Below are 20,830 nucleotides of genomic sequence, written 5' to 3'. Positions count from 1 at the left end.
GGGAGATCCGAGAGGTCACTGTGATCCTCCGATCCGTCCACCCAACGTGCAGCCAGGGCATTGTGGAATGGAGTTGTACGGCCAGGGGGTCAGCGCCCGGGGTACCGGCGACGGGAAGCCCGGACCCTTAGACGTGTCGAAGGTGCGGAAGCCCCAGAGGTAGTCGATCAACTCCTGGAAGAGTTGCGGGATAAGGAAGTTCGGGGCGAACGCCTGATAGGCGTACATGCCGGAGATGGCCTCACCGACCGTGATCTCGAATTTGGCGAGACCCGGCAGCGCTTTGCCGATGTTGTCGCGGTTTTTCTCCAGGACCCCCAGGACCCTGTTCAGCCGCTCCAGCGTTGGCGCCAAAGTGCTTTCGTTGTCGTGCACCAACGCGGTCAGCTGCTTGGCCACCGCGGACGTGTTGGCCAGCAGGTCCACGATCTCTTGCCGGCGTGCGACCAGCACTTGCAGTAGGGAGTCGGAGTTGAGGATGAGCTTGTTGACCTGCATGCTCCGTTCGGAGAGTATGCCGGTGACGTCGCCGGCACTCTTGAACAACTCGCCCAGGTTCTTGTTGCGACTGTTGAGGGTTCGCGATAGGCGGGTGAGCGCGTCGAAGGCCGGCCCCATTTGGGGTGCAATCTGGTCGAGCGTTGCCGCCAGCGTGTCCAACGACTGATTCAGCGCCGTGGTGTTGGTGCCGGCCGTGTCAGATGTCAGGTCGCTGACCGCTTCGGTGAGCGAGTACGGCGAGGAGGTTCGCGATACCGGGATCAGCGCCATCGGGTGCATCGTGCCGCTGCCCGCGGACTCCACGGTCAGCATCCGCTCGCCCAGCAGCGTGCCGGTGCGGATGTGCGCAGATGTCTCCGACCCGAGCAGGATGTTGCCCTTCATCGCGAACGTCACCAGCGCATCGCCGTGGCGCAGCTTCACATCCGACACCGAGCCGACCTTTATCCCGGACACAATCACGGGGTTGCCCGTCGCCAGACCGCCTGCCTCGGTAAACAGCGCCTGGTAGCGGACCATCGTCGCCCACTGGATGAATCGGTCGGGCGACAGGCCGACCAGGATGACCATCACCGCCAGAACGACGCCGATGAGTCCGGGCTTGACGAGCTGAGCTCCGCGGTACTTGAGCATCAGGGTTCCGTGCACCTTCCTGCATCTGACCGATAGATGTTGGCGCGCACGGTCTTACCCGAAAGGTCTGTGCCGCGGATGCCGAACTGGCAGAGGTAATACGGGATGGTGGCGCCATTCACGCCGAGCCGGACCAGCTTGCGATAGTTCTGCGGTGCCTTTTGCAGGGCGGCGTCGAGGCGGTCCTTATCGCCATCGAGTATCGGCGCCAGCCGATTCAACTGAGCTATGGTGCCGGACAGCGGCGGGCGGGCCTCGGCCAGCAGATCCGCGAGCGAGGCGGTTCCCTTGTCCAGGGCGTCAATGGCGGATCCGATGGTGTCGCGGTCACCCGACAGGCCGCTGACAAGCTGCTCGAGGCGGTCGATGGCGCCGGAGAACTGTTTACCGTCCTTGGCGATCGTGCCGATCACGATGTTGAGGTTGTCGATCAGTTGCTGCACGGTTTGATCGTTGTCGGCCAAGGCATTTGAAAACGACGTCGTCTTGGCGAACAGCGACTCGAGCGTCCCGCCCTGACCCTGGAAGACCTGCAACAACCCGGACGTCAGGGCGTTGACGTCGCGCGCATTCAAGCCCTGGGTGACGGGTTTGAGTCCGCCGAGCAGCAGATCGAGGTCAAGCGCCGGCGCGGTGCGGCTGACCGGAATCTGACCGCCGGCCGGCAGCCGCTTGGGCGAGCCCGGACCATCGACGAGTTCGAGGTAGCGATCGCCCACCAGGTTGAGGTAGCGGACCGCCGCCCTGCTGCCCTCGGTGAGGACGACGTTGCGGTCGGCGTCGAATGTCACCACAACTTTCTTGTCCGGCTGCAGCGAAACACCATTGACCGTGCCCACCCGGATGCCGGCGACCCGCACCGACTGGCCCGGCTTGAGACGCGACACGTCGGTGAACACCGCCGAATAGCTGGTCGTCGCACCGGTCCGGTACTGGCCGAAGATGAAGAACAGGAAGGCGGTCAGCATCGCCATCACGACCGCGAAGATCGTGAACTTGACCAACGTGGCGCGCGTCCTCATCCGGGTTCTCCGATCTGCGCGGAGTTACGTGGCGGTCCCGCGATCGGCCCGTACAACAGCTGTTTGAGGAGATCGGAGTTGATCAGCAGCTGCGGGTTTCCGTAGCTCACCGGGTCGGCGCCGATATCGGTAATCAATTGCGGCGGGGCCGTATTGAACGGCAGTTTCGGCAGACCCACACACTGCGGGCCGCCCGTCGCCGCAACCTTGGGCAGGTTCGTCGGGTACCGGTAACGCTCCGCGCCCCAGGTGAGGCTCGCCGAGATGTTGATGCTCGGTTCCGACAACGGCGCCCCGTGCGATATCTGGACGAGTCCGGCGAAAGCGCAGTTGAGCGCCGGGGCGTACTCATTGGTCAGATCGGTCGTCGGCACCAGCAGATGCAACACGTTCGTCAGCGGTTGACGGTTCGTCGACAAGACGTCGTTGCCGATGTCGGCCAAGCCGATCGCGCTGATCAGTAACGCATCCAGGTTGTGCTGCTCATCGACAAGTGTCTTGCTGATCCGGGTCGCGTTGGCGGCGGTCTTGATCAGGTCCGGAGCCGCGTCGGCGTAGGCGTTGGACACCGCCGGTAACACCGTCAGGTCATGACGAAATGCGGGAAGGCTCGGCTCCAGCCTGGCCAGGAACGAATCCAGGTCGCTCAGCGACTGACCAAGTTGCGGTCCCCGCCCACTGAACGCCTGTGCCAGTGCGCCCAACGACTCGTTGAGCTTCGGCGGGTCGATGTGTGACAGCACCGACACGAGTTGCTGGAACACCGTGTTGATTTCGACCATGACGTGCTGGCCCTGCAGCGTCTGGCCGCTGTGCAGCCGCTGGGCGGAGGGATGATCAGGTTCTACCAGCTCGACGGACTTCGCGCCGAAGACCGTCGATGAGGCGATATTGACGAGCACGTTGCCAGGAATGAAGTGCAACTGCGATGGGTCCATCGCCAAGTGAATGGCCGCCTCGCCGTTGGGCAGCGATTGGATGGAGGCGACCTTGCCGACCTGCACGCCGCGCAACTTGACCTTGGCGTCGGGGTTCATGACCAAGCCGGCTCGTTGCGAGATCACGGTCACCGGCACGGTTTCGGTGAAGGAGCCCTGAAACAGCCCCACCGCCACGGCGAAAATCACGCCGATGATGACGACGGTGGCCAGTCCGAGCAGCGGCGGCAGGTAATTCCGTTCGGCCGGCGCCCGGCCGTGGCCGGCGCGCGCAGGCCGGCCTGCGACGGCGCCGCGGCCCGCTGGCACATTCTGGGTCATTGCTGTTTCACCTCCTCTGCTAACCGGACAGGTTGAAGTTGCCGTTCGTGCCGTAAATAGAAAGCGAGACCAACAGCGTCACGGACACCACGACGATGAGCGAGGTGCGCACCGCGTTGCCGGTCGCGTTGCCCACACCGGCCGGCCCGCCCGAGGCGAAATAGCCGTAGTAGGTGTGGATCAGCAGGATGGTCAGCGCCATCAGGATGGCCTGCAGGAACGACCACAACAGGTCGATCGGATTCAGGAACGTGTTGAAGTAGTGCTGGTACAGACCCTGGGACTGCCCGAGCAGGAATGTCGTGGTGAACTGACTGGCCACGAACGACAGGATCACGGCGATGCTGTACAGCGGCGTGATGGCCATCATTCCCGCCAGGATTCGGGTGCTCACCAGATAGGCGACCGGCCGAATGGCCATGCTCTCCAACGCGTCGACTTCTTCGTTGATCCGCATGGCACCCAGCTGGGCGGTCACACCGGCGCCGAAGGTGGCCGCCAGGCCGATCCCGGCGACCACCGGCGCGGCGATCCGCACGTTGATGAACGCGGACAGAAAGCCCGTCAGCGCCTCGATGCCGATGTTGCCCAGCGAGGTGTAACCCTGAATAGCCAGGGTTCCGCCCGCCGCCAGCGTCAGGAAGCCGACGATCACAACCGTTCCGCCGATCATCGCCAAAGTGCCGGCGCCCATGCTGATCTCGGCGATCAATCGAACGACTTCGCGCGTGTAATGCTTGGCCGCGAATGGCACCCCGGCGAGCGCCTTGCCGTAGAACTGGGTGTGGTCACCGATCCGCCCCAGCAGGGCGACCGGCCGCTCGAGTTGGCGGGTCAACCGCGGGTATGTAGCCCGTAGCGCCATAGTTGCCCTACTTCGCCGTCATCTTGATGCCGATGGCGGTGACGACCACGTTGACGACGAACAGCGACATGAAGGCATAGACCACGGTTTCGTTCACCGCGTTGCCGACAGCCTTGGCGCCACCGCCGGTGATCGACAGGCCCCGATAGCACGCGACCAAGCCGGCAATGAGGCCGAAAAGTGCTGCCTTGATGCACGAAATGATCACCTCGGGCACGCCGGTGAGCAAGGTGATACCCGCGGCAAACGCGCCGGGATTGACGTCTTGCACGAACACCGAAAAGACGTAACCGCCAAGGACGCCGATGATGACCACCAGGCTGTTGAGCAGAAAGGCGACCAATCCGGACGCCAGCATGCGCGGCGTGACCAACCGTTGCACCGGGTTGATGCCCAGCACCTCCATCGCGTCGATTTCCTCGCGGATCGTTCGCGCCCCCAAGTCCGCGCACATCGCCGTGGCCCCCGCGCCCGCCACGATCAAAACCGTGACCAGCGGTCCGAGCTGGGTAACCGCACCGAACGCGGCACCGGCACCGGATAGATCCGCCGCGCCCAGTTCACGCAGCAGGATGTTGAGCGTGAAGCTGACCAGGACGGTGAACGGGATCGCCACCAACAAGGTGGGAGCCAGCGACACCCGCGCGACAAACCAGGATTGCTCCAGGAACTCCCGCCACTGGAACGGCCGGCGGAACAGGTACCTGACCGCATCGGCCGACATCGCGAACAAGGCTCCGACGGCCTGCATCGGCCCCGAGAGGTCGAACTTGAGCCTGAGCGCGGGCAATCCCGTCGACCAGTGGTCAGCTCCCTTGGTTGCCATCGGCGGCAGCCCCTTCCCAAGCTACGAGACCGACAGTCTTGTTGTGACGCAACGAGTGCGGTACATTCGTCAGAATTGACGGCTGTGAAGGCGCGCTGACGGGGGCGAAATGCTCAACGTGCAGCCATGTTCCGGCGTCCGTCTGCGATGCGACAGCTGCGAGTCCGCTCACCACAGACCTCCGTTCCGTCGCGTGAGATGGCGCCGCAAAACGAGGGACTCCATGTCTTGAAGCGTCCGGCGATTATGACTCATGCCGAGTCCAGGTGGAGCAAAAAACGCAGAACCGTTATCGGACAGCCGGTAACCACAGAACGGACACAGGCAGCGTCACTTCTGTTGGTGGACTGAAGCATTGCAGGCGGCTCCGGGTTCTAGGTGACGGCGCCGGCCGTCTTGAGTTCGATGATCCGGTCCCAGTCGAGGCCCAGCTCCATCAGGATCTCGTCGGTCTGCTCGGCGAATCCGGGGGCCGGCCCGGTCTGTGGCGCTGCGACGTCGAACTGTACCGGGTTGGCCACCAGCTCGAGTTCGCCCGCCTTGACCATGTACTCGTTCGAGCGGATCTGCGCGTCGTCGGCCGCCTGCAGGGTGTCCTGCACGGGCGCCCAGGGCCCGGAGAGCGTGGCGAAACGCGCGCTCCACTCGGCCAGCGTGCGGGTGGCGATGGCCTTGGTCAGCAGCTCCACCGCATCCGCCGTGTTGGCGGCGATGTCCTCCACGGTGGCAAACCGCGGGTCTTCGGCCAACTCCGGCAGGTCGACGTGCCTGCATACGTCGGCCCAGAACTTGGTGGGCTGCATCATCACAAAGGAGATGTAGCGGCCGTCGGATGTCGTATACAGGCCGACCAGTGGGTTGTTGGGTGCGCCGTGCACGCCTGGCGGCGGCGCTTCCATTCGTTGGCCCAAATGCTTTGTCAACGCGACCGTGTGCCCCATCGACCACAGCCCGCTACCCAGCAGCGACACGTCGACGACGGACGGCTCGCCGGTGCGTTCCCGCTTGAGCAGAGCCGCCGCGATGCCTCCGGCGAGGTTGGTGCCCGAGATGGTGTCGCCGTACGCCGGTCCGGGCGGCGCGATCATGCCCGGCATGCCGGCGGGGGTGATGGTGGCGGCGGTTCCGGCCCGACACCAGAAGGCGGTCATGTCGTAGCCGCCCTTGGTCGACTCTTCGCCGCGCGGGCCGAGCGCGCTCCCCCGCGCGTAGACGATCTTCGGGTTCACCGCCCGGATGTCGTCGACGTCGATGCCGAACTTCCGCCGGTGGTCGGGCAGGAAGCTGGTCAGGAAGACATCAGCGCGACGGGCCAGCTCGTAGAGCACTTCCTTGCCCTCGGGCACCGACATGTCCAGCCCGATGCTGCGCTTGCCGCGGTTGGCGTGCTCGATGTTGGGGTTGGGATCGCCCTCGACGCGCAGCATCCCGGTCTGCCGCAGCCCGCGCTGGGGATCGCCGGTCACCGCGTGCTCGACCTTGATCACGTCGGCGCCCCATTCGGCAAGCACCGCACCCGCCGACGGAACGAACCCGTACATGGCGACTTCCAGGACGCGGATGCCTTCGAGCGGCCTCATGCGCCGGCCCCTTTCACTGAGACGGCTGGCACGGCAAAGGTCTTGCTCTCCAAAAACTCTTCGAGCCCGGCCGCGCCCATCTCGCGGCCCACGCCGGACTGCTTGAAACCGCCGAACGGAGTATCGGCGCCGAAGTAATTGCCGCCGTTGATGGAGAAGGATCCGGCCCTGATGCGGCGCGCCACGGCGAGCGCCCGGTCCTGGTCGCGACTGAACACCGCACCGGCCAGGCCATAAATGGAGTTGTTGGCGATGCGCACGGCATCGTCGTCATCGTCGAACGCGATCACCACGAGCACCGGCCCGAAGACCTCGTCCTGCGCGATCTCGCTGTCGGGGTCGACGTTGGTCAGCAGCGTCGGCGCATAAAAGTAGCCGGGATCCAATCGCTTGCCGCCGGTGACCAGGGTGGTGCCGGCTGCCACTGCGCGCTGCACCATGCCGTCGACCTTTTCCCGCTGCCGCTCGTTGATCAACGGCCCCATATAAGTTGTCGGGTCGGCAGGATCGCCGTGTCGCACCTTGGCGAAGTTCTGCGCGATCAGGTCGACGATTTCGTCGTGGTGCGACCTGGGCACCAACAGCCGGGACGTGAGCGCACAACCCTGCCCGGCGTGGGTGACCATGCTGAAGGCCGCGAACAGCGCCGCGTTGGCGAAGTCGGCGTCGTCGAGCATGATCGCCGCCGACTTGCCGCCCAGCTCCAGGAAGACGCGCTTGACGGTGTCGCTCGCGGCGGCCATGATCTTGCGTCCGACCGCGGTCGATCCGGTGAAGGTGATGACGTCGACGTCCGGGCTGGTTGTCAGCGCGACTCCCGACGCGGGGTCCGACGAACTGAGCACGTTCACCACGCCGGCGGGGATGTCGGTGTGGTTGGCGATCAGCTCGCCGAGCGCCAGCGTGACCAGCGGCGTGTCCGGTGCGCCCTTGAGCACGACGGTGCAGCCGGCGGCCAGCGCAGGGGCAAGCTTCGCCAGTGCGAGCTGGTTGGGGTAGTTGTAGGCGATGATGGCGCCGACCACGCCGGCGGCTTCCTTCTCCACCCAGCGGTGGTGGCGCATGCCCCGCGCTTCTCGTACGCCGAGGTCTTCGGAGAACTCATAGGTGCGCAGCAGATCCGCATAGAAGCGCACGATGCCGATCGGCTCGTCGAGCTGAGCGCCCTGGGTCAGCGCGCGGGTGGCGCCGACTTCGGCGATGGTGAGTTCACGCAACTCGTCCGCGTGCTCGAGGAGCGCCTGGTGCAACTGGTCGAGGCAGCGGATCCGCAACTCGACATCGGTGGGCCAGCTGGTGGTGTCGAACGCACGCCGGGCCGCCTCGATCGCGGTTTGCGCCTCGGCGCCGCCGGCGTCGGGCGCGTACCCGATGACCGCACCCGTCGCGGGATTGACCGAGGGGAATGTCTTATCGGCGCTGACCAGCCGGCCATCGATCAGAAGATGGTGGTCAACGTGGGACTCAGACGCGGCATCCACGGTGGTCACTGCGGATCCGGTGGCGGACTCTGCCGTGTCCTGGGCAGGCATTCCGTACTCCCTAGTGTGGTGGCGGTCACGATAATTTCATTCTCTTCCCCGGCGAATCTTACATTCGAGTTTCGATAATTCAAGAAAGTCTCAGGAATGCGATCGGCCAGCTGACCAGGCACGCATCAGGCCGTAACCTGTCGGCCAGGGTCTTTCCGCGCAGGCCGGAGGCGGTGTTAGGCGCATGTTGCACGGCGCTCCGCGCGGAGAGTAAGGTTCTCATAATTGTAAGGGAGATTCTTTGTGACTGAAACGGCCCCCTTCGGAGCAGAGGCCTCAACATGAAGACTGCGGTAGTCACCGGTGGCGGATCCGGCATCGGCCTCGCCGTCGTGCAACGCCTGCGCGCCGACGGTTTGAACGTCGCCTCTATTGATCTGCGTCCCTCGGATGGCGACTTCGCTTTCACCGCCGACGTGACCGACCGGTCGCAGCTGGATGCGGCGCTTCTGGATATCCGCGCCCAGCTCGGACCGGTGACGGTTCTGGTCAACGCCGCCGGGCTCGACGGGTTCAAGAAGTTCAACAACATCAGCTTCGAGGACTGGCAGCGGGTGATCGACGTCAACCTCAACGGCGTCTTCCATACCGTCCAGGCGGTACTGCCCGACATGGTCGAGGCTGGGTGGGGCCGCATCGTCAACATCTCGTCGTCGAGCACGCATTCGGGCGCTCCTTATATGAGTCACTACGTCGCGGCCAAGTCGGCGGTCAACGGACTGACGAAGTCGCTCGCACTTGAGTACGGGCCCAAGGGCATCACGGTGAACGCGGTGCCGCCGGGCTTCATCGACACCCCGATGTTGCGCGCGGCCGAGAAGAACGGCTACCTCGGCGACATCGAGGAGACCATCGCACGGACCCCGGTGCGCCGGATGGGCACGCCCGAGGACATCGCGGCGGCATGCGCGTTTCTGGTGTCCGAGGAAGCCGGGTACATCACCGGTCAGATCTTGGGCGTCAACGGCGGTCGAAACACCTGAGCGGTGGCGATTCGTCAGCGGTGCCCGGCAACCAGTGTGAGAGGAGACAGCCCATGAAGGTCTGGGTGGATTCAGAACGGTGCCAGGGCCACACCCTGTGCGCGATGATCGCTCCGGAATCGTTTCAGCTCAGCGACATCGACGGCAGTTCGTCGGCGATCGACGAGGTGGTGCCCGCGGATCGTGAGGACCAGGTGCGTGAAGCCGCGCAGTCCTGCCCCGAGCAGGCCATCATGATCACCGACGACGCCTGAGCCTTAGCCAGCGAAACACGTAGGGAGACATAGCGTTGAGCGTCGACGACGTCGTCAATGACAGCGACCGCAAGAAGAACCGGTACCACTTCGACCGGCATTCCGCGGAGTACCGGTCGAAGTTCAAGGCGATCACCGAAGAGATGCACGCCAAGTGCCCGATGGCCTGGACGGACACCTACGGCGGGCACTGGGTCGCTGCCGGCAGCCACGAGGTCTTCGAGCTGGCCCGCTGCCCCGCCGTGTCCAACGATCACGACATCCATGGGGAACGCCGCGGCTACAAAGGCATTTCGATCCCCACCGCCAGCCGGGTCAGCGCGGTGCGCGGCGGCATCCTGGAGATGGACGACCCCGAACACCGCACGTACCGGACGGTGCTCAACCCGTACCTGTCACCGGCGGCGATCAAGCGCTGGGAACCGTTCATCGACGACGTGACGCGCGCCTGCCTCGACGAGAAGATCGAATCCGGTCACATCGACTTCGTCGATGACCTGGCCAACATCGTGCCCGCCGTCTTCACGTTGGCGATGCTGGGCATCCCGCTGAAGAAGTGGAACATTTACAGCGAGCCGGTGCACGCCGCCGTGTACACGCCCGAGCACTCTCCCGACATCGAGCGCGTCACCGCGATGCACCGCGAGATGGGGCTCGACATGGTCAACAACATGCTCGAGATTCGCGAAAACCCGCGGCCCGGCATCGTGAATGCGCTGCTGCAGATGCGGATCGACGGCGAGCCCGCCCCTGATCTGGAGATCCTCGGCAATCTGGGCTTGGTCATCGGCGGCGGCTTCGACACCACGACCGCCCTGACCGCCCACTCGCTGGAATGGCTTTCGGAGCACCCCGATCAACGACAGTTGCTCAGCAACGAGCGCAAGACGTTGCTCGATCCCGCGACCGAAGAGTTCCTGCGCTACTTCACCCCGGCGCCCGGCGATGGCCGGACGTTCTCCGACGATGTCGAACTCGATGGCACGCAGTTCAAAGAGGGTGAGCGGCTGTGGATTTCGTGGGCGATGGCCAACCGCGACCCATCGGTCTTCCACGACCCGGACCAGATCATCCTCGACCGTAAAGGCAACCGGCACTTCAGCTTCGGGTTGGGCGTCCACCGCTGCATCGGATCGAACGTGGCGCGCACCGTATTCAAATCGATGCTGACCGCGGTCCTCGACCGGATGCCCGACTACAAGTGCGACCCGGAGGGCACCGTCCACTACGAGACCATCGGCGTCATCCAGGGCATGCGTAAGTTACCGGCCACCTTCACGCCCGGTCGCAAGGTCGGAGCGGGCTTGGATGAGACGCTGGAGAAGCTGCAACGCATCTGCGATGAGCAAGAACTCGCGAGGCCGATCACCGAACGCAAGGAAGCCGCCGTCATCGACTAGGACGGCTGGACAAACCCGTCGTTGACTGCCGCAATTTTTCCGAGTAGGCCTGTTCAGCGTGGCAGCGCCTTATATTCAGGCCAGCACGTGCGCAGGAGGGAGACGCATCGGTGAAGACTTTCGCAGCGAGCCTTGCGTTCGCCATGGCCGCGCTGACTGTCGCGCCAAGTGCCCACGCGGACATGCTGTACTCCAACTACCGGGTGGACACGAACCGGGATCCCGGCCACAGCTGGATATGGTCGATCAATCCGTGCACCCAGCCAGCGCCGGGATGCTTGCAGGTGTACGCAACTCCGCAGCCCAACGGGCAAGCGGCGCCCTGGCGGGCAGACGCACATCTGTCCAATGGCCGCTACACCTTGGCCGTTGATGATCCCTTCGGTGTTCGCTGCGTGGTCCAGTTCTTTCCCTCGCACGACGTCTACTCGTGGGATGCGGTGACGCTGGGGGGTCAGGTCGACTCGACGTTCGACACGGGCTGCGGTGGTGGACCCGGGGCCAGCAACAGTTACCCGTTCTCGCTCGTGCGATGGTAGCCGCGTGAGACGTACAGGAGTCAGTAAGCACGATGGCTGAGGCCAAGAAAGCGCCGCAAGGTTCGGCCACTTCGAAAGCCGAGGCGGAGGCATTGCTCGAGGAAGCCGAGGCCGAGGCCGCCGAAGCCGAGGCGCTGGCCGCCGCGGCGCGCGCCCGCGCCCGTGCCGCCCGGCTCCGGCGTGAGGCGCTGGCCCAGGCTGAGGCGGAGGCCACGACCGAGGCCGCCGAAGAAGCCTCGGACGCCGACGAGGACGCCACCGTCACCGGCGAGCCGGAGACCGACGAGGCGGGAGGCACCGAGCCGGAGAGCGCCGACCCGGAGACCGACACCGTTGTCGACGAGGATGCGACAGAGGAAGAAGTCTCCGACGGAACCCCCGAAGACGCAGAATCGGAATCCAAGCCGGCCCGTTCTCGGCGACGCCTGCGGTTGCCCTCGTGGTCCGTGGCATGGAAAGCCGCCGTCATCCTCCTCATCTGTGCCTTCGTCGCGGCCAGCGGATACATGATGTGGAACCGTCACGAAACCGTCGAGCGCAACCAGCGCGCCGCGAACTTCATCGCCGGAGCCAGACAAGGTGTCGTCAACCTGATCTCCATGGACTTCAATAAGGCCAAGGAAGACGTCCAACGGGTGATCGACAGCTCGACGGGTCAGTTCCGGGACGACTTCCAGGCGCGTTCAAAAGATTTCACGACCGTTGTGGAGCAGTCCAAAGTGGTCACCCAAGGAACCGTGAATGCGGCGGCCGTGCAATCCATAAACGGCGATTACGCGTTGGTGCTCGTCGCGGCCACATCGCACGTCACCAACGCCGCCGGCGCCAAAGACGCACCACGCAACTGGCGGCTCAAGGTGACCGTCAAAGACGACGGCGGGCAATACAAGATGTCCAACGTGGAGTTCATTCCGTGAGCGGCGACAGCCCCAGCATCGACACCGCCGACGACTCCGCCGGACAAACCGACCGCCACGAACGCGGCGCTGCACGTGCCCGGCGCAAGGTGAAAGTCTTTCCCTTGGTTCTGATCGTGCTGCTGCTGCTTTCCGCCGGCGCGGCGACGTGGCTGTACTTCAAGCAGTACCGGCCGGATAAACAGACCGACGCAAGCGTCGCAAGCGCGGTCGCCAATGCGGCGTCCGACGGAACGGTCGCGTTGCTGTCCTATTCGCCCGAGTCGCTCGACAAAGATTTCGCCGCCGCCAAGACTCACCTGTCCGGCGACTTCTTGTCGTACTACAACCAGTTCACCGAACAGATCGTGGCTCCGGCAGCCAAAGAGAAGTCGTTGAAGACCAACGCCCGGGTGCTGGGGGCCGCGGTACAGGAATTGCATCCGAATTCGGCCGTCGTGCTGGTGCTGGTCGACCAGAGCACCACGAGCAAGGACAACCCGGACCCCGCGATGGCCTCCAGCAGCGTGCTGGTGAGCTTGACCCGGGTCAACGGGGCCTGGTTGATCACGAAATTCGACCCGGTCTAGGTCGTCTCAGCTGTTCGACCGTCGAGTGTGACGCCCGGGCTTTGATTGTGCGCTGAGGTCGACGACACGCCGGGCGACTTCAAGCGGTCGTTGCAACAGGTGGATTTTTTGACAGTAGTTCGTTGAGTGCTTCGGCTGGTGTTTTCCAGTCCAATGTTTGGCGGGGTCGGCCGTTGAGTTCGGCGGCGACGTTGTCGAGGATGCCCGGGCCGTGCAGGGACAGGTCGGTGCCTTTGGGGAAGTACTGGCGCAGCAGGCCGTTGGTGTTTTCGTTGCTGCCGCGTTGCCAGGGAGAGTGCGGGTCGCAGAAGTAGATGTCGGTGGCTTTGGCGATGGCGATGTGGTTGGCCATTTCGCTGCCCTGATCCCAGGTCAACGAGCGGCGCAGGTGCTCGGGCAGTTCCGTCATCTTTTCGACTATGGCGTTCTGCACGGCCAGGGCGCCGTGGTTGTCGGGCAGATACAGCAGCATCACAAACCGGGTGGAACGTTCCACGAGAGTGCCGATCGCCGAGCCGGATTCGGTGCTGCCCAGGATCAAGTCGCCTTCCCAGTGCCCGGGCACGGCGCGGTCGGCGACCTCGGGTGGGCGCTGGCTGATGTTGACCATGCCTGGGATGCGGCCACGGCGAGTGCCGGGCTGATGTTGGGGGCGGCGCAGTGCGCGTTTGGTGCGCAGGCACTGGTGTAACTCGCGGCGCAGCGCACCCCGCCCCTGTACGTAGATGGCCTGATAGATCGCCTCGTGTGACACCCACATCTCCGGATCGTCGGGAAAGTCACACCGCAACCGCCGCGCGATCTGCTGGGGGCTGTGGCGCAACCGCAATCGAGTCTGCACCTCCCGGCGCAACCGGACATCTGTACCGAGCTTGCCGGGTTTGGGCCGACGCGCCCGCTGCCCGGCCAACCGCTCAGCGGCCAGCGCGTCGTAGTGCACCGTGGCCGTGGTGCCGCTTTGGCGGGCCCCGAAGCGCTGCTTGCGCCGATACCCCGACTTGCGACCGTCATAGCGGTTGCGCACGGTACGGTCCAGCTCCCGCTTGATCGTCGACGCCGCCCGACCCAACCGCCGGCCGATCGAACGCAACGACTCGTTGCGGCCCACGCCGACCTGGATCTCCACTCGCTCACGCTGGGTTAGCCGTGGCCTGGGCCCCGCGGTGACTCGTTTGCTCAATCGTGGCTTCACACCTCCACGTTGAGCGACCCAACACCGCCCGGCATGCTCCGACACGCCCACGACCGCAGCGGCTTCAGCAACACTGACACCAGCGCGAACCCGATCCCAAAACGCAGAAACCGTCGACGGCGGATACAAACGAGATCCCACAACACTCCTCACACAGACGATGTGTTGCATCGATCCCTGGAAACCGCCCCGACGCCCGCCGCCGTGGCTGTACATCCGACGTTGCGGCCCTCCCCCGCGCACCCAAGAATCCACCAAGGATTCGCCGAGGTCGGCATTCGATCCTTTTTTCACGCAGCTGGATCGCTGGCAGCTGAGAGGAGGAATCGCTATGTCGCTTATGGGCAATCACATATCTCTGGTGCACGGTTGGGTGCCGATCACGGCCCAGATCGTCACGCCGATCGCGCTGGGGCTCGCCGCCGGATGGCGCTCGCGTCGTTGGCGCCTGTTGGCGTTGCCGGTGGCCGCCGTCGCCGGAGTCATGACGGCCCTCGGCGCGTACGCCCTCATCGCCGACGGCGCCTCCAAATCGGCACCGCAGGCGCTGTACGTGTGGATCGCGTTGGTCGGCACGGCCATCGCTGTGCTGATCCTGGGCTGGCGCGACGCGCGTTGGTGGCGACGTGGACTATCGGTCCTGGCCGTGCCGCTATGCCTGCTCTGCTCGCTGCTGGTGCTCAACCAATGGGTCGGCTACTTCCAGACCGTGCAGAGCGCCTGGGACCAGATCACCTCCACTCGACTGCCCGGCCAGACCGACAAGGCCGCCGTGATCGCGCTGGCGGCGAAGGGCGCCAAGCCGCCGCGCGGCAGCCTGGTCTCGGTACAGACTCCCGACGACGCGTCGCATTTCACGCACCGCGAAGAACTCGTCTACCTGCCGCCGGCATGGTTTGCGAGCTACCCGCCGCCGCAGCTGCCGACGGTGATGATGATCGGCGGCATGGTCAACACACCCGCCGACTGGGTGCGCGCCGGCAGCGCGGTGGACAGCGTCGACGCCTTCGCGGCCGCCCACGACGGCAACGCACCGGTGCTGGTATTCGTGGACCCGAGCGGGGCGTTCGACAACGACACCGAAGGCGTCAACGGAAGCCGTGGCAACGCCGCCGACCACCTGACTAAAGACGTTGTGCCCTACATGATTTCGAACTTCGGCGTCAGCCCCGACCCGTCTCGCTGGGGCGTCGTCGGCTGGTCGATGGGCGGGACGACCGCAGTGGACCTGACCGTCATGCACCCCGACATGTTCAGCTCGTTCGTCGACATCGAGGGCGACCTGACCCCCAACACCGGAACCAAGGCGCAAACCATCGCCACCCTGTTCGGCGGCGACGCCGACGCGTGGGCGAAATTCGACCCGACCACAGTGATCAAGCGGCATGGCCGCTACACCGGAGTGTCCGGTTGGTTCGCGATCACCTCCGGCGGTTCGCCGACGCCGCGGCGCGATATCAAGATTGTCGACAGCGCCGCGCTGTCTGCCGCAAGCCGCGGTGCGGACTCCGACCCGGGCAACCAGGCCGCAGCCGCCGCCTCCCTGTGCCAGCTCGGCCGGGCGAACGGCATCGACTGCGCGGTGGTCGCTCAGCCCGGAAAGCACGACTGGCCGACCGCCGGCACGGTCTTCGCCACCGCGCTGCCGTGGCTGGCCGGACAGCTGGGCACTCCCGGTGTGAACCGGATTACCTTGCCCAGCAGCGTGTCTGCGCAAGCCCTCTGACCGCGCTAGCCGCGCGGAAGGCCGAGCACCCGCTGGGCGATGATGTTGCGCTGGATCTCGGAGGTGCCACCGGCGATGGTCCCGGAGAAGCTGCGGGCGTAGCGCTCGAACCAGCTGGCGAAGTAGTGGTCCAGGTTCATGTGCGCGTACGGTCCGGTTTGTCCCGGGTGGATGAGCCCGGCGGATCCCGCGGACGTCAAAGCCAGTTCCATGCCACGCAACTCCGCCTCGGATCCCAGCAGCTTGAGTACCGAGATCGCGGCCACGTCATCCTCGCCGCGGGCGGCGCGGGCCAGGGCCGCCGAACCCAGTAGGCGCAGCGCCTGTCTGTCCATGATCGTGCTGGCGTATTGGTCGCGCTCCACCTCGGTAGTGGGATGGAAGTCATCGATCATGTTCTCCAGGCGATCGGCGAAACCCAGCCACATCATGGTGCGTTCGTGTCCCAGCGATCCGTTGGCCACCCGCCAACCCTGGTCGAGCTCGCCGACCAGGTTATCGGCCGGCACCCGCACGTCGGTAAAGAACACCTCGTTGAAATCCAGATCATCGACACCGCAGATCGACGGGAACGGTCGGCGCACCAGGCCTGGAGTATCGGTGGGGATGATGAGCGCGCTAATCCCCTTGTGCTTCGGCGCATCTGGGTTGGTGCGGACGAACGTCAATAAGACGTCGGCATCGTGGGCGCCCGAGGTCCACACCTTTTGGCCGTTGACCATGAAGTGATCACCGTCGAGTACCGCGCGGGTGCGTAGCGAGGCCAGGTCGGAGCCCGCGCTAGGTTCGCTCATCCCGAGCGACGCGGTGATCTCGGCCCGCAGGATCGGCACCGCCCAGCGCCGCTTCTGCTCGTCGCTGCCGAACGACAACAGCGACGCCGCAACGATGTTCACGCCCTGCGGGTTGAAGCTGTGGTAGATCCGGCGGCGGCTGAGTTCCTCGAGGTAGACGAACTGCTGAATGACCGTCGCGTTGCGGCCCCCGAATTCCGGCGGCTGGCTGGGCAGCAACCAGCCGTTGTCGAACAACAGCCGCTGCCAGTCGCGCGCCCACTGCGGCATGTGCGAGACCGACCGGGGACGCTCAAGGGTTTCGCTTGTGGGAGGGAGGTTTTCGTTGAGAAACGCCGAGAACTCGGCGCGGAACTGCTCGACGTCGGGATCAAAAGTCAGCTGCACGGTATTCCTCCGCGATCCGCGCCCGGTGCTCGGCCGCGCCGCCGAGCATCAGCTCACCCGCCTTGGCCCGTTTCAGCGCGAACTGCAGGTCGTTCTCCCACGTGAATCCCATTGCGCCGTGCAGCTGTAGACCGTGCCGGAACACCAGCGACTGGCACTCCCCCGCCGATGCCTTGGCCATCGCGGCCGCCAGCCGGCGGCGGGGATCGTCGGCCGCGATCGTCAACGCGGCGAAATACGCCAGCGCGCGCGCCCGTTGCACGGCGACATGCATGTCGGCGGCCTTGTGCTGCACGGCCTGGAACGAACCGATCGCCACGCCGAACTGCTGGCGGCTGCTGACGTGCTCGAGCACCAGGTCGAGAATGCGTTGGCAGGCGCCGACCATGGTGATCGCCATCCCGGTCAGCGCGAAATGGTGGGCGCGCTCAGCGTCGACGCTCAGCCGCTCGCTGTCGGGCACCCGAACCTCCGCGAACGACAGGTCGGCGACGTGCAGCACCGGGTCGAACACCGCCGTACGTCGGGCCGACACCTGACCGGGCTCGACGAGGAATACCCCCGCGTCGGTCACCACGGCCAACCGGTCCGCGCGATCGCCGTCAAGCACGTGGCGCGCCGTGCCGTCCAGCACCCAGCCCTCGGCGTCGCGGTGCGCGATCACCCCGCCATAGACCGCGGTGCCTGATTGGTGCGGGTCGAAGCGGTCCGCGGCGAGCGGTGCGAACTGGCTCATCGTCGCCAGGAATGGGGTGGGATCGGTGGCGCGGCCGAGCTCTTCGAGCACGATGGCCAGCTCGACGGCGCTGTCCGCATCGCTGAGTTCGGTCCAGCCCTGGTCTACGTACGACTTCCACAGCGGACTGGGGTCGACGCCCCCTTCGGCCACGCTGCGCACGAGCGACGGCGGGCACTGCTTCGCGACGGCGTCGCGCACGGTGTCCTGCCACAGTCGCTGATCAGCATCGAACTCCAACAGCATCCGCGCCGCCTCTCGTCGTGACTGTCAGGCGAGAATAACATTCTCGGTTCCGGAAGTAATAATCTCTGAATTCGGGCATGGGATATCAAACTCCCACCCCGCCGAGCGCCCGGTTCCCCGGGCCAAACGCTTCGAGCGCCCTGCTAGGCGGGGGCTCGAGCACCGTCGACCAGGCCGCCGGCGGGGTTGTCCCAGCGGTCGAGGTTGACGAACTCGGCGAGCGGGCGGCGGCGCAGCGGCCCGTGATTGCCCTTGGGCCACCCGACCACCACGTGGCCGGCGATCATCCAGCCCTCAGGTACGCCGACGGCGTCCCTGAGCAACTGTTCACCGCCGTACGAGGCCCAGCTGGTCAGGCAGGCGCCCAGCCCCTGGGCGCGGGCGGCGAGCAGAAAGTTCTGCATGGCGGGAAAGATCGAACCGCCGAGCAGCAGTTCCGACGCGGTCGGGTAGTGCACCTGGGCGAACAGCACCGAGGTGAATTCACCGGCGCGGTCGTGCAACTCGTACGTCGCACGGTAGGTGCGGGCGCGGCGGCTGTTGTCGTCGGCGGCGGGACGGCTCATGCCGTAGACCGGCTCGATCACCTGCAGCGCGTGGGCGGCGGCCTTGGCCACCACGGCCCGCTGCTCGGGCGACCGCAATACCACGAAACGCCAGCCCTGCGCGTTGGCTCCGGAGGGTGCCCACCTGGCCGCCTCGAGGCAGCGCGCCAGGGTCACATCGTCGACCGGCTCGTCGGTGAAGCGCCGGATGGTGCGGGCCGTCGACATCACTTCCCAGATGTCCGCGCTTGCTCCGGTCACTGCTTCTCCTAAACGTCCGGGCCGCCGCGCATGCGCCTCCAGCTCCTATAGCCAACCGCTGCAGGCGAATTGGGCGACAGTTATGTTGCGGTGGCATGCCCAACGGGAACGAGGACACCGCCGGGCAGGCCCATGTGAATGTCGACTGTAGACCCCCGCGGTGCGGCCACGGTGCAAGACTGCGCTCAGGCAAGCCGAACCGCGGCGGCGCCAGCGAGGGCCGCTGTTCGAACCGAGGAGGAAACATTGGATCGCGAAACCTATCAGCGGGGGCTGCAAATCCGCTCCGAGGTGTTGGGCGAGGAATACGTCAACCGCGCATTGGCCGGGGCGGACGACTTCACCGGGCCCCTGCAGGATCTCGTCACCGAGTACTGCTGGGGTGCCGTGTGGGGCCGCGAGGAGCTGCCGCGCAAGACCCGCAGCATGCTCAACCTGGCGATGATCTCGGTGCTCAACCGGCCCAACGAATTGCGCACGCACGTCAAGGCGGCGCTGACCAATGGTGTCACCCGCGAGGAGATCCGCGAGGTCTTCCTGCAGGTGGCCGTCTACGCCGGCGTGCCTGCCGCCGTCGACAGCTTCCGGATCGCGAATGAGGCGTTCACCGAGTTGGACCGGGGCTAGGGCACGCCGTGCGGGTCGGGTTCATCGGGCTGGGAAACATGGGCTTTCCGATGGCCTGCCGCCTGGCGGGCGGGTCTTCGGACCAACCCATCCGGGACCGGCCGTCGCGGTAACGCACGGCGCGGATCGTATTCGTCGGCAACCGGAGAATGGTATTATCCGCAAAGAAGAACCCGACTTGCCTGGAAGGCCGCAAAACGTCCCGTTACCAGGGACGATGATTAAACGAAATGCTTACCGGAAACCCATTGATGGACCGTTGAACAAAATGTTAGATTGGCTATCAGATGACCTCGCACGGCCGGCTTCGGCGGCCGGAGCCGAAGGGTGGCTCTCGTGATCACGCACGCTGACGGAACCAGCACACCGTTGATCGACGCGAGCGTGCACATCTTCTTCCCGTCCAACAAAGCGCTGCGGAAGACGCTGCGCGAGCCGTTCAAGAGCCGCGGCTTCCCCGACTACGAGATGGACTGGTACGGCGCGCCCGGCGGTGAGTACGCGCCCAACACCGAGGGCCCCGACCGCCAGTACCCGGGGTCGGATCCGGATTTCGTTGCCAATGAACTGTTTTCGAAACGCGGCGTCGATGTGGCCGTCCTGCATCCGATGGCGCGCGGGATCATGCCGGACCGACACCTGGGCAGCGCGCTGCACGCCGCGCACAACGAGATGATGGTGTCGAACTGGCTGGAGTCCAGCCAGTTCGGCGACCGGTTCCGCGGCACCATCCGGGTCAACCCCGATGACATCCCCGGCGCGCTGCGCGAGATCGAGAAGTGGCGGGCGCATCCGCGGGTGGTTCAAATCGGCGTCCCGCTGCAATCCCGCGAACTCTATGGCAAGCCGCAGTTCTGGCCCATCTGGGAGGCCGCCGTCGACGCCGGGCTTCCCGTCGCCGCGCACATCGAAGTCGGCTCGGGCATCGCGTTTCCGCCGACGCCGAACGGGAACACCCGGACCTACGAGCAGTACGTCAGCTTCATGGCGCTGAACTACGTGTATCACCTGATGAACATGATCGCCGAGGGAGTGTTCGAGCGGTTCGACGGCCTCAAGTTCGTATGGGGCGACGGCGCCGCCGATTTCATCACGCCGTTCATCTGGCGGATGGACACGTTCGGCCGGCCCCACCTCGAGCAGACGCCGTGGGCGCCGCGAATTCCCAGCGATTACCTGCCCGGTCACGTGTTCTTCGTTCAGGGCAGTCTCGACGGCCCCGGCGACGTCGAATTCGCCGGCGAATGGTTCGGCTTCACCGGCAAAGACGACATGGTGATGTTCGGTTCGAGCTATCCCCACTGGCAGTGCGGCGATGTCACGAAGCTGCCCAGCGCGTTGTCCGCCGAGCAGCGCGACAAGCTGTGCTGGCGCAACGCGGCGCAGCTCTACGGCATAGACATTCCCGCCGGGGTGGGCGCACAGTAGAAGCATCG

The 20,830-nt window shown here is 65.4% G+C and carries 21 protein-coding genes; 10 read left to right on the top strand and 11 right to left on the bottom strand.

The genetic code is table 11. From position 1 onward, the window contains the following. Window positions 1-15: 15 nt before the first annotated feature. From ACIUM1_RS19105 to ACIUM1_RS19075, 7 genes are all read right to left on the bottom strand, one after another. Window positions 16-1,134 carry an MCE family protein gene (locus ACIUM1_RS19105; RefSeq protein ID WP_406814171.1) on the bottom strand — a complete coding sequence of 373 codons (1,119 nt, stop codon included), beginning with the start codon at window positions 1,132-1,134 and terminating at the stop codon, window positions 16-18. Next, window positions 1,134-2,156: an MCE family protein gene (locus ACIUM1_RS19100; RefSeq protein WP_406814170.1), complete on the bottom strand. Its 1,023-nt coding sequence runs from the start codon at window positions 2,154-2,156 to the stop codon at window positions 1,134-1,136. Before ACIUM1_RS19100 ends, ACIUM1_RS19105 begins: the two co-directional genes overlap by 1 nt. Beyond that, complete coding sequence (locus tag ACIUM1_RS19095; protein ID WP_406814169.1) at window positions 2,153-3,415, bottom strand: MCE family protein; 1,263 nt, start codon at window positions 3,413-3,415, stop codon at window positions 2,153-2,155. Before ACIUM1_RS19095 ends, ACIUM1_RS19100 begins: the two co-directional genes overlap by 4 nt. Before the next feature lie 19 nt (window positions 3,416-3,434). Further along, entirely contained in the window at window positions 3,435-4,280 is an 846-nt protein-coding gene (locus ACIUM1_RS19090) for an ABC transporter permease (protein WP_406814168.1), read from the bottom strand. 7 nt (window positions 4,281-4,287) lie between these two features. Further along, window positions 4,288-5,106 (bottom strand): MlaE family ABC transporter permease, encoded by an 819-nt coding sequence (locus ACIUM1_RS19085; RefSeq protein ID WP_406814167.1) that lies wholly within the window; start codon window positions 5,104-5,106, stop codon window positions 4,288-4,290. A 374-nt stretch (window positions 5,107-5,480) separates the two neighbouring features. Further along, entirely contained in the window at window positions 5,481-6,686 is a 1,206-nt protein-coding gene (locus ACIUM1_RS19080) for a CaiB/BaiF CoA transferase family protein (RefSeq protein WP_406814166.1), read from the bottom strand. Next, window positions 6,683-8,218, bottom strand: coding sequence for an aldehyde dehydrogenase family protein (locus ACIUM1_RS19075; protein ID WP_406814165.1), 1,536 nt, complete (start codon window positions 8,216-8,218; stop codon window positions 6,683-6,685). Before ACIUM1_RS19075 ends, ACIUM1_RS19080 begins: the two co-directional genes overlap by 4 nt. A 281-nt stretch (window positions 8,219-8,499) precedes the next feature. Between ACIUM1_RS19075 and ACIUM1_RS19070 the strand changes: the two genes are divergently transcribed. The 6 genes from ACIUM1_RS19070 (at window position 8,500) to ACIUM1_RS19045 (ending at window position 12,880) form a co-directional block, all read left to right on the top strand. Then, window positions 8,500-9,201: an SDR family NAD(P)-dependent oxidoreductase gene (locus ACIUM1_RS19070; protein WP_406814164.1), complete on the top strand. Its 702-nt coding sequence runs from the start codon at window positions 8,500-8,502 to the stop codon at window positions 9,199-9,201. A 53-nt stretch (window positions 9,202-9,254) separates the two neighbouring features. Next, a complete protein-coding gene (locus ACIUM1_RS19065; RefSeq protein ID WP_008253744.1) occupies window positions 9,255-9,455 on the top strand; it encodes a ferredoxin in 201 nt (66 codons plus the stop codon). Window positions 9,456-9,490: 35 nt separating this feature from the next. Then, window positions 9,491-10,855, top strand: coding sequence for a cytochrome P450 (locus tag ACIUM1_RS19060; protein ID WP_406814163.1), 1,365 nt, complete (start codon window positions 9,491-9,493; stop codon window positions 10,853-10,855). A gap of 143 nt (window positions 10,856-10,998) precedes the next feature. Continuing rightward, window positions 10,999-11,394: a hypothetical protein gene (locus ACIUM1_RS19055; protein ID WP_406817748.1), complete on the top strand. Its 396-nt coding sequence runs from the start codon at window positions 10,999-11,001 to the stop codon at window positions 11,392-11,394. A gap of 32 nt (window positions 11,395-11,426) precedes the next feature. After that, complete coding sequence (locus ACIUM1_RS19050) at window positions 11,427-12,311, top strand: hypothetical protein (protein ID WP_406814162.1); 885 nt, start codon at window positions 11,427-11,429, stop codon at window positions 12,309-12,311. Then, window positions 12,308-12,880 carry a hypothetical protein gene (locus ACIUM1_RS19045; protein WP_406814161.1) on the top strand — a complete coding sequence of 191 codons (573 nt, stop codon included), beginning with the start codon at window positions 12,308-12,310 and terminating at the stop codon, window positions 12,878-12,880. Before ACIUM1_RS19050 ends, ACIUM1_RS19045 begins: the two co-directional genes overlap by 4 nt. A gap of 79 nt (window positions 12,881-12,959) precedes the next feature. Here the strand turns inward: ACIUM1_RS19045 and ACIUM1_RS19040 are convergent, their stop codons facing one another. Further along, on the bottom strand, window positions 12,960-14,288 hold the full coding sequence (locus ACIUM1_RS19040; RefSeq protein WP_406817747.1) for an IS30 family transposase: 1,329 nt from the start codon (window positions 14,286-14,288) through the stop codon (window positions 12,960-12,962). Between the two features lie 115 nt (window positions 14,289-14,403). On the opposite strand from ACIUM1_RS19040, the gene ACIUM1_RS19035 reads away from it, so the two are divergent. Beyond that, window positions 14,404-15,798 carry an alpha/beta hydrolase gene (locus ACIUM1_RS19035; RefSeq protein ID WP_406814160.1) on the top strand — a complete coding sequence of 465 codons (1,395 nt, stop codon included), beginning with the start codon at window positions 14,404-14,406 and terminating at the stop codon, window positions 15,796-15,798. A 5-nt stretch (window positions 15,799-15,803) separates the two neighbouring features. On the opposite strand, the gene ACIUM1_RS19030 is transcribed toward ACIUM1_RS19035, so the two are convergent. From ACIUM1_RS19030 to ACIUM1_RS19020, 3 genes are all read right to left on the bottom strand, one after another. Next, window positions 15,804-16,979, bottom strand: a complete 1,176-nt coding sequence (locus tag ACIUM1_RS19030; RefSeq protein ID WP_406814159.1) for an acyl-CoA dehydrogenase family protein — start codon at window positions 16,977-16,979, stop codon at window positions 15,804-15,806. Further along, window positions 16,963-17,961, bottom strand: coding sequence for an acyl-CoA dehydrogenase family protein (locus tag ACIUM1_RS19025; protein WP_406814158.1), 999 nt, complete (start codon window positions 17,959-17,961; stop codon window positions 16,963-16,965). Before ACIUM1_RS19025 ends, ACIUM1_RS19030 begins: the two co-directional genes overlap by 17 nt. Window positions 17,962-18,104: 143 nt before the next feature. Beyond that, window positions 18,105-18,734, bottom strand: a complete 630-nt coding sequence (locus tag ACIUM1_RS19020; RefSeq protein ID WP_406817746.1) for a nitroreductase family protein — start codon at window positions 18,732-18,734, stop codon at window positions 18,105-18,107. 279 nt (window positions 18,735-19,013) lie between these two features. Here ACIUM1_RS19020 and ACIUM1_RS19015 point away from each other — a divergent pair, with 279 nt between their 5' ends. The 3 genes from ACIUM1_RS19015 (at window position 19,014) to ACIUM1_RS19005 (ending at window position 20,822) form a co-directional block, all read left to right on the top strand. Further along, entirely contained in the window at window positions 19,014-19,394 is a 381-nt protein-coding gene (locus tag ACIUM1_RS19015; protein ID WP_406814157.1) for a carboxymuconolactone decarboxylase family protein, read from the top strand. Between the two features lie 8 nt (window positions 19,395-19,402). Further along, window positions 19,403-19,507, top strand: a complete 105-nt coding sequence (locus ACIUM1_RS19010; protein ID WP_406814156.1) for an NAD(P)-binding domain-containing protein — start codon at window positions 19,403-19,405, stop codon at window positions 19,505-19,507. Window positions 19,508-19,730: 223 nt separating this feature from the next. Then, window positions 19,731-20,822, top strand: coding sequence for an amidohydrolase family protein (locus ACIUM1_RS19005; RefSeq protein WP_406814155.1), 1,092 nt, complete (start codon window positions 19,731-19,733; stop codon window positions 20,820-20,822). Window positions 20,823-20,830 lie beyond the last annotated feature (8 nt).

This window comes from Mycobacterium sp. M23085, assembly GCF_045343915.1.
In the GTDB taxonomy this organism is placed as follows: domain Bacteria; phylum Actinomycetota; class Actinomycetes; order Mycobacteriales; family Mycobacteriaceae; genus Mycobacterium.
The sequence above is the reverse complement of the archived record's forward strand: the minus strand, read 5'-3'. Positions and strand labels throughout refer to the sequence as shown.